This window comes from Delftia sp. ZNC0008, assembly GCF_000799035.1.
In the GTDB taxonomy this organism is placed as follows: Bacteria; Pseudomonadota; Gammaproteobacteria; order Burkholderiales; family Burkholderiaceae_C; genus Comamonas; species Comamonas tsuruhatensis.
The window spans coordinates 1-9,445 of the sequence record NZ_JTKZ01000146.1; the positions used below are offsets into that span (position 1 = coordinate 1).

At 67.5% G+C, this 9,445-nt stretch carries 8 protein-coding genes and 1 pseudogene; 5 read left to right on the plus strand and 4 right to left on the minus strand.

All coding sequences use genetic code 11. The annotated features are described in order from the left end of the window. Window positions 1-265: 265 nt before the first annotated feature. Window positions 266-646, plus strand: coding sequence for an Hsp20/alpha crystallin family protein (locus tag L995_RS04915; protein ID WP_016449711.1), 381 nt, complete (start codon window positions 266-268; stop codon window positions 644-646). A gap of 151 nt (window positions 647-797) precedes the next feature. On the opposite strand, the gene tsaD is transcribed toward L995_RS04915, so the two are convergent. Then, on the minus strand, window positions 798-1,838 hold the full coding sequence (gene tsaD, locus L995_RS04920; protein ID WP_016449712.1) for a tRNA (adenosine(37)-N6)-threonylcarbamoyltransferase complex transferase subunit TsaD: 1,041 nt from the start codon (window positions 1,836-1,838) through the stop codon (window positions 798-800). A 90-nt stretch (window positions 1,839-1,928) separates the two neighbouring features. After that, a complete protein-coding gene (locus L995_RS04925) occupies window positions 1,929-3,623 on the minus strand; it encodes a putative bifunctional diguanylate cyclase/phosphodiesterase (RefSeq protein ID WP_016449713.1) in 1,695 nt (564 codons plus the stop codon). A gap of 295 nt (window positions 3,624-3,918) precedes the next feature. Between L995_RS04925 and L995_RS04930 the strand changes: the two genes are divergently transcribed. The 4 genes from L995_RS04930 (at window position 3,919) to L995_RS04945 (ending at window position 8,561) form a co-directional block, all read left to right on the plus strand. Continuing rightward, window positions 3,919-5,184, plus strand: coding sequence for a nitrate regulatory protein (locus L995_RS04930; protein ID WP_017407366.1), 1,266 nt, complete (start codon window positions 3,919-3,921; stop codon window positions 5,182-5,184). Window positions 5,185-5,501: 317 nt separating this feature from the next. Then, on the plus strand, window positions 5,502-6,782 hold the full coding sequence (locus L995_RS04935) for a CmpA/NrtA family ABC transporter substrate-binding protein (protein WP_034367671.1): 1,281 nt from the start codon (window positions 5,502-5,504) through the stop codon (window positions 6,780-6,782). Between the two features lie 40 nt (window positions 6,783-6,822). Beyond that, window positions 6,823-7,758 (plus strand): nitrate ABC transporter permease, encoded by a 936-nt coding sequence (gene ntrB / locus L995_RS04940; protein WP_034367678.1) that lies wholly within the window; start codon window positions 6,823-6,825, stop codon window positions 7,756-7,758. Further along, entirely contained in the window at window positions 7,755-8,561 is an 807-nt protein-coding gene (locus L995_RS04945) for an ABC transporter ATP-binding protein (RefSeq protein ID WP_016449717.1), read from the plus strand. Before ntrB ends, L995_RS04945 begins: the two co-directional genes overlap by 4 nt. A gap of 60 nt (window positions 8,562-8,621) precedes the next feature. On the opposite strand, the gene L995_RS04950 is transcribed toward L995_RS04945, so the two are convergent. Together L995_RS04950 and L995_RS04955 are read right to left on the minus strand one after the other, a co-directional pair. Then, on the minus strand, window positions 8,622-9,062 hold the full coding sequence (locus L995_RS04950) for a CBS domain-containing protein (RefSeq protein ID WP_016449718.1): 441 nt from the start codon (window positions 9,060-9,062) through the stop codon (window positions 8,622-8,624). A 122-nt stretch (window positions 9,063-9,184) separates the two neighbouring features. Then, window positions 9,185-9,445: pseudogene (locus tag L995_RS04955) on the minus strand (DUF937 domain-containing protein); the annotation flags it as partial.

Below are 9,445 nucleotides of genomic sequence, written 5' to 3' on the forward strand. Positions count from 1 at the left end.
GTTGGCAAAGGGGCCGGACAGGCTTTCGATCAGCGCCAGCCGTATCGGCTCGCCGCGCGGCGGCGACACGGGCCGTTCGTGCCCGCTTGACGCCCGGGCCAGCAGCGCGGGCGCCGCAAATAGCGCCATGGCGCCGCTTTTCAAGACCTTGCGGCGCAATTTATTCATGGCTTTTTCCTCTTGAAATGCGTTCAACACCGCTTAACTAGGCTCCATGCGGCGACAACTTCGATGAAGCCGCGCAGTTTATAGGAGCCAACCCACCATGATCTTCACGCCTGTTCTCCGCCGCAACGCCTTCGCTCCCCAAGCCGCCGATCTGGCCCTGCAGCGCTTCTTGCAAGGCACCCTGGGCAACGCGGCCCCTTCGCTCTCGTCGGTGCAGGTTCAGCGCGATGAAAAGGCCACGACCTTGCAGCTGGATGTGCCCGGCCTGTCCCGCGAGCAGCTGCAGCTGAGCATCGAAGGCGCCGTGGTACGCCTGTCCAGCGTCGAGGGCGCGCCCCGCCAGGTGCAGCGTGCCTGGGAGCTGGACCATGAAATCGACACGGCCGCCAGCAGCGCCAAGCTGGAAAACGGCGTGCTCACGCTGTCCCTGGCCCGCCTGGAACCCCAGAGCAAGGCCACCATGCTGAGCATCCAGTAAGTCCGGTCACGGTCAGCGCGTTTGTGCACCCGGGCTGTCAACCATCCTTTCTTCCATCCTCTTGGCAAGGTGACAGCCCGTTTCCAGAGCCCGGCCCGCGCCGGGCTTTTTTTGCGCCCGCCGTGCAGGCCGGGCACGCGGCCCCGGACCATCAGGCCAGCGAATCGAGCGGCCAGCGCGGCTTGACGTCGAACGCGTAGTGCCTGTTCGCCATTTCGCGGCCTGCCTGCAGGCGCATGGCGGCGGCCATGGCGATCATGGCGCCGTTGTCTGTGCACAGATGCAGCTCGGGGTAGTGCACGCGCAGCTTGCGCTTGGCACAGGCTGCATCCAGCTGGGCGCGCAGCAGACGGTTGGCGCCCACGCCGCCGGCCACGACCACGCGCTTCATGCCGGTCTGCTGCAGCGCCGCCAGCGTCTTCTTGACCAGCACCTCGACGATGGCCGCCTGCGTGCTGGCGGCCAGGTCGGCCTTGCGCGCCTCAAGGTCATCGCCCAGCTTCTTCGCCTGGGTCAGCACGGCCGTCTTCAGGCCGGCGAACGAGAAGTCCAGGTCGCCCGAATGCAGCAGCGGCCGGGGCAGCTTGAAGGCCTGCGCGTCCCCGCCCTCGGCCAGGCGCGAGAGCACGGGGCCGCCCGGATAGGGCAGGCCCATGAGCTTGGCCGATTTGTCGAAGGCCTCGCCGGCCGCGTCGTCGATGGTCTCGCCCAGGATGGCGTAGCTGCCCACGCCGTCCACGCGCATCAGCTGCGTGTGGCCGCCCGAGACCAGCAGGGCCACGAAGGGGAATTCGGGGGGATCGGCGCTCAGGAAGGGCGACAGCAGGTGGCCTTCCAGGTGGTGCACGCCCAGCACGGGCTTGTCCAGCGCCGCAGCCATGGCGCAGGCCACGCCCGCGCCCACCAGCAGCGCGCCGGCCAAGCCGGGGCCGCGCGTGAAGGCGATCACATCGACCTGGTCCAGCGTGCGGCCGGACTCGCCCAGCACGCTTTCGGTCAGCGGCAGCACGCGGCGGATGTGGTCGCGGCTGGCCAGCTCCGGCACCACGCCGCCATAGGCGCGGTGCATGTCGATCTGGCTGTGCAGCGCATGGGACAGCAGCCTGGGCACGCCCGTGCCATCGGGGGCCTCGACCAGGGCCACGCCGGTTTCATCGCAGGAGGATTCGATCCCCAGAATCAGCAAACTCATGGGACTGAAGTGTAGAACCTGCGGGCGCGGCGCACGGCCGCCCGCGTCAATGGCCCCTGGCCGGCGGGCAGTTGCGGGGCCGGCGGGCCGCTACAGGTTGTCCAGGTATGACGAGCGCGAGAACTGCACGGGCTCGATGCCGTCGGAGGTCCAGATTTCGCTGGCGATCAGCGCCTGGGCGTTCATGGGGCGAGCGAAGTAAAAGCCCTGCAGCTCGTCGCAGCCCAGCGTCTGAAGCACTTCGCGCTGCTGCTGGTCGGTCACGCCTTCGGCCACCACGCGCAGCTCCAGCGCATGGGCCAGGCGCACGATGGCATCGACCACGGCCCGCGCGTCGCTCTTGATGGCCACGTCCCGCACGAAGCTGCGGTCGATCTTGACCTCGTCGGCGCCCAGCTGGCGCAGCAGGGCCAGGCTGGAGTAGCCGGTGCCGAAGTCGTCGATGGAAATCTGCACGCCCATGCCCGTCAACTCGGCAATCACGGCCATGGTGGTCTTGTCGTCCTCCATGGCCACGGACTCGGTGATCTCGAAGACCAGCTGCTCGGGCCGAATGCGGTGCCGCTCGATCGCTTCGCCGATGTACTGGGCCAGCCGCGTCTGAAAGAGCTGATAGCCCGAGATATTGATGGAGACGCGCATGAAGCGCCGCTGGCGCGTCCACTGGGCAGTCTGGCGGCAGGCCTCGTCGATGACCCAGTCGCCGATCTCGCTGATCAGGCCGAAGCGCTCGGCCAGCGGAATGAACACGCGGGGGCTGATGAGGCCGAATCGGGGATGGTTCCATCGAACCAGCGCCTCCACGCTGCGGATGCGGCCCGTGCGGGCATCGATCTTGGGCTGGTAGAACAGCACCAGCTGCTGGCTTGCGACGGCGCGGCGCAGGGCTTGCTGCAGGTCGAACTGCACGGCCACATCCTTGCGCATGCTTTCCTTGAAGATGGCGCAGGAATTCCCGCCGGCGCGCTTGGCCGTGTACATGGCGAGGTCGGCCGCCGCCATGAGCTTTTCCTTCTGGCCATGATCGGGATAGATGGCCACGCCGACGGAGCTGCCGATGGAGATGGACTTTCCCGGCAGATCGAAGGGCTGACCCAAAACCTTCTGCACCCGGCCGGCCATGGCCACGGCATCGTCCTCCGATGCCAGGCAGCCCAGCAGCAGCACGAACTCATCGCCCCCCACGCGCGCCAGCGTGTCCGACTTGCGCGTCATACGGTTCAGGCGCACGGCCACCTGGCACAGCAGCGCGTCACCTGCGGCATGGCCCTCCACGTCGTTGATGGGCTTGAATCCGTCCAGATCGATGTACAGCAGGCCCACGCGCACCGGTCCGCCGGGCCCTGGCTGCTCCACCGAGCTGTCGGCGCGCGCAATCGCCCGGCCAAGCCGGTACTCGAGCAGCGCCCGGTTGGCCGTGCCGGTCAGCGGGTCCCTGAAGGCGATGCGCTTGAGCTTCACATTGGCGCGCAGCAGCTTTTCATTGGTCTGCTGCAGCGATTGCGTCAGGCGCTGAGCCTTCTCGCGCAGGCGCACATGGACCACCAGCGAAACCAGCAGGAATATCAGAACGGGAATGGCGCCCCACAGGCCGAAAGCGCTCCACCCCGCGGCCCAGCTTCCCTGGCCATCGGATGGCGCCGATGCGGCCAGGAGCTCGCCCCCCGCCAGTGCCCGGCACTGCGCCAGACCCAGCAGCAGCGCAGCCAGGGACGGGCCACGCCGGCGCACAGCAGTCCGCCCCAACACCGCCTGGGTCATGAACCGCCAGCGCACGGGGGACATCCGATCTTCTCGTGATATTGCAAGCTCATGCTGATTCAGCCTCGCTGCCGCATTGCGCAGCCCGATCTTGTGGATGGCTATGCCATGGTTGTCGTGTGTGCCGGAAAGCCGGGCTTTTTCCTGCAGGGCGCCCGGCAAATACTCGACACATTCGCGCGTCCAAATTTGTATCGACGATTTCAAAACGTTAGAAAAATTCTATCAAACCCTGCGCCTTGCTTCTACTTGTCCTTTTGCGCCACGGCAGGCCCGGCATGGGAATTGCATCAATGCAGGCAGACAGGACCCGTCCCCCATGAAAACCGCTCTCAACTTTCTTGTGGCCGCGCGCCAGTGCGAAATCGGCGAGCTGGAGCAACTGCAGCGCACCAGCGCACTGGTGGATCTGCTCAGCCGCCTCATCCATGCGCTGCAAAAGGAGCGCGGCCTGTCCAACGTCTTTCTGGCCAGCGCGGGCGCGCATGGCGGCGAGGCACGGCTGGCGCAGATGGCCGAGTGCGACCGGATTGCCGCGGCGGCGCTTGACGGCTTCGACCGGCTGGACATGCAGCCCGGCCAAACAGACTCCACGGGGCACCCCGGCCATGGCGCGCGGCTGTTCAGCCGCATCGCCCATGTGCTGCAGTGCCTGGACGCCCTGCCTGCGCTGCGCGAGCGCGTCGCCAGCCACGACCTGTCGCCGGAGGCGGCCACCGCCATCTACATCGAGCTGGTGGCAGGCCTGCTGGCCGTGGTGTTCGAGGCGGCCGACAGCGCACCCGAGCCCGGTATCTCGCGCCTGCTGGTGGCCTTGTTCAACTTCATGCAGGGCAAGGAATTCGCGGGCCAGGAGCGTGCCACGGGCGTGGCTGCCTTTGGCGCGGGCGTCAGCGATGCGCCGCGCCAGCAGCACTGGCTGCACCTGATCGCCTCGCAGGAGCGCTGCTTTCAGGTCTTTGCGGAGTTCGCGCCGCCCCATTCCCTGGCCCTGTGGCAAGAAAGCAGCGCGGCCGATGCCACGCTGGCCGTGATCGAACGCCTGCGCCGCGTGGGCTGCACGGCCGCGCCGGGCACTCCCCTGGCGCCGGAGATGGCCGAGCCCTGGTTCGACAGCTGCTCGCGGCGCATGGATGCGCTGCACACCGTCGAGGCCCGCCTGACGGCCGAGCTGCAGCAGCAGTGCCAGCGCTGCATTGTCGATGCGCGCGCCGCCCTGCAGACGCTGCTGCAGGCGCCGCAGGCAATGGAGATCACGCCCGTCTCCGCCACGCTGGCGCTGGGCGGGCTGCAGCCCCCGGCCGCGCGTCTGGGCCCGCAGCTGGACCGATCCGTGATGGACCTGGTGCAGGACCAGTCCCAGCGGCTGCAGGCCATGCAGGCCGAGCTGGAGACCGTGCGCGCCACGCTCACGGAACGCAAGCTGCTGGAGCGCGCCAAGGGCCTGTTGATGACACGGCGCCAGCTCAGCGAAGGCGAGGCCCACAAGCTGCTGCGCCAGACCGCCATGAACCAGAACCGCCGCCTGGCCGAAGTGGCGCAGGCCGTGCTTTCCATGGCCGATTTGCTGCCGCCCGCCCCATGAACCCGGGCCGCTGCGCGCCATGTTGCAGCGCAGCACCGACTTGGTGCAGTGCTGCGGCAAGTCGCGCACCAGAAGGTGGCCCGGCGCGGACGGCAAGGCCGGTGGAGTGCATGGTCCCCCTTGAACGCCGCCTGGCACGGTTTCTGCATTGACTCTGGCAAATCCCGGCCAAAGGCGGCCGGGAACCCGGTCTTGATTCAGGGCCCCAGGACAACGGCGTCACTCTCCCCGCGCAGCGCGGCCGGAGAGGACGCCGTTTTGCTTGGGACATGCCGGTTTGCAAGTGTTCCATTCCCGACGATCGAAGGAGTTCCGCCATGGCGTCCACGCCCCAGCCCACCACAGGCCCTCTCACCTCCGGCCCGGCACTGCCCCGGCGCGATTTTCTGCGCCAGGCCGGCACGCTGGCAGGCGGCGCGGCGCTCTACACCCAGCTGGGCCACCACGGCGCCTGGGCGGCAGGCTCGGATGCGCCCGAGAAAAAGGAAGTGCGCATCGGCTTCATTCCGCTGACCGATTGCGCCAGCGTGGTCATGGCCTCGGTGCTGGGGATCGACCAGAAGTACGGCGTCAGGATCATTCCCTCCAAGGAAGCGAGCTGGGCCAGCGTGCGCGACAAGCTGGCCAATGGCGAACTGGACTTTGCCCATGTGCTGTACGGCCTGGTCTACGGCATGCACCTGGGCGTGGGCGGCGCCAGGAAAGACATGGCCGTGCTGATGACGCTCAACCACAACGGCCAGGCCATCACGCTGTCCAAGAAACTGGCCGACAAGGGCGCCGTCAACGGCGCAGGCCTGGCCAAGCTGATGGCCAGCGAAAAGCGCGAATACACCTTTGCCCAGACCTTTCCCACGGGCACGCATGCCATGTGGCTGTACTACTGGCTGGCGGCCAACGGCATCCACCCGCTCAAGGATGCCAAGGTCATCACCGTGCCGCCGCCGCAGATGGTGGCCAACATGCGCGTGGGCAACATGGACGGCTTTTGCGTGGGCGAGCCCTGGAACCACCGCGCCATCATGGACGGTATCGGCGTCACGGCCACCACCTCCCAGGCCATCTGGCAGGACCATCCCGAGAAGGTGCTGGGCACCACGGCCGAATTTGCCCGCCAGAACCCCAACACGGCACGCGCCGTGACGGCCGCCATCATCGAGGCCGGCCGCTGGATCGACGAGAGCCTGGCCAACAAGACCCGCATGGCCGACACCATTGCCGGCAAGGCCTATGTGAACACCGGCGTGGACGCCATCAACCAGCGCATCCTGGGCCGCTACCAGGACGGCATGGGCAAGACCTGGGACGACCCCCACCACATGAAGTTCTATGGCGACGGCAGCGTGGGCTATCCCTATCTGTCCGACGGCATGTGGTTCCTCACCCAGCACAAGCGCTGGGGCCTGCTCAAGGAGCACCCCGACTACCTGGGCGTGGCCCGCTCCATCAACCGCCTGGACATCTACCAGCAGGCCGCCACCGCCGCCAAGGCCCCGCTGCCCAAGGGCGAGATGCGCAGCAGCAAGCTGATGGACGGCACGGTCTGGGACGGCAAGGACCCGCGCAAGTACGCGGACAGCTTCGCCATCAAGGCCTGAGAGATCCCCTTTGAAGACCCATCCCACCGAGGAACACACCATGGTCAGCGCCGTCTTCCACTTCCCGGCAGAGTCCTCCACCGCCGCCGCCCCGCCTGCGCCGGTTTCCCCCACCGCTGCATCCCCGGTCCCGGCCATGCAGGCTGCACCGGCAACGCCCAGGACTCCCGCCCCTGCGCGCGACTGGGCGGCGCTGTCGCGCGCCTTCTGGCTGGCCGTGCTGCCGCCGCTGTGCGGCCTCGGCCTGCTCGTGGGCGTGTGGTCCCTGGTGGCCGCGGGCTCCGGCCAGAGCATTCCGGGGCCCCTGGCGACCTGGCAGCAGGCGGTGGAGATTTTCAGCGACCCGTTCTACCGCAACGGCCCCAATGACCAGGGCGTGGGCTGGAACGTGCTCGCTTCGCTGCAGCGCGTGGCCGTGGGCTTCGGCCTGGCGGCCCTGGTCGGCATTCCGGCCGGCTTCGTGATCGGGCGCTTCAACTTCCTGTCGCGCATGTTCAACCCGCTGATCAGCCTGCTGCGCCCGGTGTCGCCGCTGGCCTGGCTGCCCATAGGCCTGCTGGTCTTCAAGGGCGCCAACCCGGCGGCCATCTGGACCATCTTCATCTGCTCGATCTGGCCCATGCTCATCAACACCGCCGTGGGCGTGCAGCGCGTGCCCCAGGACTACATGAACGTGGCGCGCGTGCTCAACCTCAGCGAATGGAAGATCGCCACCACCATCCTGTTCCCCGCCGTGCTGCCCTACATGCTGACCGGCGTGCGCCTGGCCGTGGGCACGGCCTGGCTGGTCATCGTCGCGGCCGAGATGCTCACCGGCGGTGTGGGCATCGGCTTCTGGGTCTGGGACGAGTGGAACAACCTCAACGTCAAGAACATCATCATCGCGATCTTCGTGATCGGCATCGTGGGCCTGCTGCTGGAGATGGCCCTGGTCAAGCTGGCAACGGCATTTACGTTCGAAGAGGTGAAGGCATGAATGCATCGTCCAAGTTCATCGAGATCCAGGGCGTGGAGCAGAGCTTCAAGACCGCCAAGGGCCTGTTTCCCGCGCTGCGCGGCATTGACCTGACGATTGCCAGGGGCGAGTTCGTCTCGCTGATCGGCCACTCGGGCTGCGGCAAGTCCACCCTGCTGAACCTGATCGCGGGCCTGACCACGCCCACCACGGGCGTGCTGCTGTGCGCCAACAAGGAGATCAAGGGCCCGGGACCCGAGCGCGCCGTGGTCTTCCAGAACCACTCGCTGCTGCCCTGGCTGACCTGCGAGGGCAACATCCACCTGGCCGTGGAGCGCGTCTATGGCCGCACGGAAAGCCGCGCCCAGCTCAAGGCCCGCACCCTGGCCGCGCTGGAACTGGTGGGCCTGGCCCATGCCGCGCACAAGCGGCCCGGCGAGATATCGGGCGGCATGAAGCAGCGCGTGGGCATTGCGCGCGCGCTGTCGATGGAGCCGCAGGTGCTGCTGATGGACGAGCCCTTCGGCGCGCTCGATGCGCTCACGCGCGCCAAGCTGCAGGACGAGCTGCTGGAGATCGTGGCGCGCACGCAAAGCACCGTGGTCATGGTCACGCACGATGTGGACGAGGCCGTGCTGCTGTCCGACAAGATCGTGATGATGACCAACGGCCCGGCCGCCACCATCGGCGAGGTGCTGCAGGTCGGCCTGGCCCGCCCGCGCAACCGCGTGGCGCTGGCCGAGGACGACCTCTACCGCCAGTGCCGCAAGGCCGTGATCGATTTCCTCTACACCCGCCAGGGGCATGTGGAAAAGGCGGCCTGAACCTTCGCAGGTCCTGCCGCCTTCGAGACCCTGCCCATGGCGGGCAGGCCGAGCCCCGGCTCAGTGCCGGCCCGAGATGTAGTGCTCCAGCTGCTCGATGATGAACTTCTGCTCGGAGATGATGTCCTTGACCAGGTCTCCGATGGAGATCAGGCCCAGCAGCTTGCCGCCTTCGTCCACCACGGGCAGGTGGCGCAGCCGGTTCTCGGTCATCACCGCCATGCACTCCTGCGTGGTCTGGGTGGGGCCGACGAACAGTACGTCGCGCGTCATCACGTCGCGCACCAGGGTGGCGCCCGAGGTGCGCCCCAGCAGCGCGATCTTGCGCGCGTAGTCGCGCTCGGTGACGATGCCGGCGATCTCGCTGCCCTCCATCACGAGCAGGGCGCCAATGCCCTTGTCGGCCATGAGCCGCAGCGCGTCGAGCACGGAATCGGTAGGCGCGATGCTGTACACCGCGCTGGTGGCCTTGGACTTGAGAATGTCTGCAACTGCTGTCATGGGTGCCTTTCAGTCGTTCGCCAATTCGGTTCTAGTGTCATCCGAACTGCGCCCAAAAAGCAACAGGGCCAGCGCGTGTATGCACACGCACCGGCCCTGCCCGATTCAGTGAATGCGGCCCTTCAGCGGCGGCCGCCCAGCAGGCTGCCACCAATCTTCATCAGATCGCTGAGACCTACCTGGCCGTCGCCATCCTGATCGAGCAGGCTTCCCAGCAAACCACCACCCAGGCCGCCCTGCTGCTGCGCCTGCGCATGCTCGCGGCCCAGCACCTGGCCCAGGCCGCCGGCATCCATGCCGCCTGCGCTCACGCGCTGTGCAAGAAAGGACATGACGATGGGGGCCAGCAGTTGCAGCAGCTGGGCCGCGCCGCCGCTACGCGG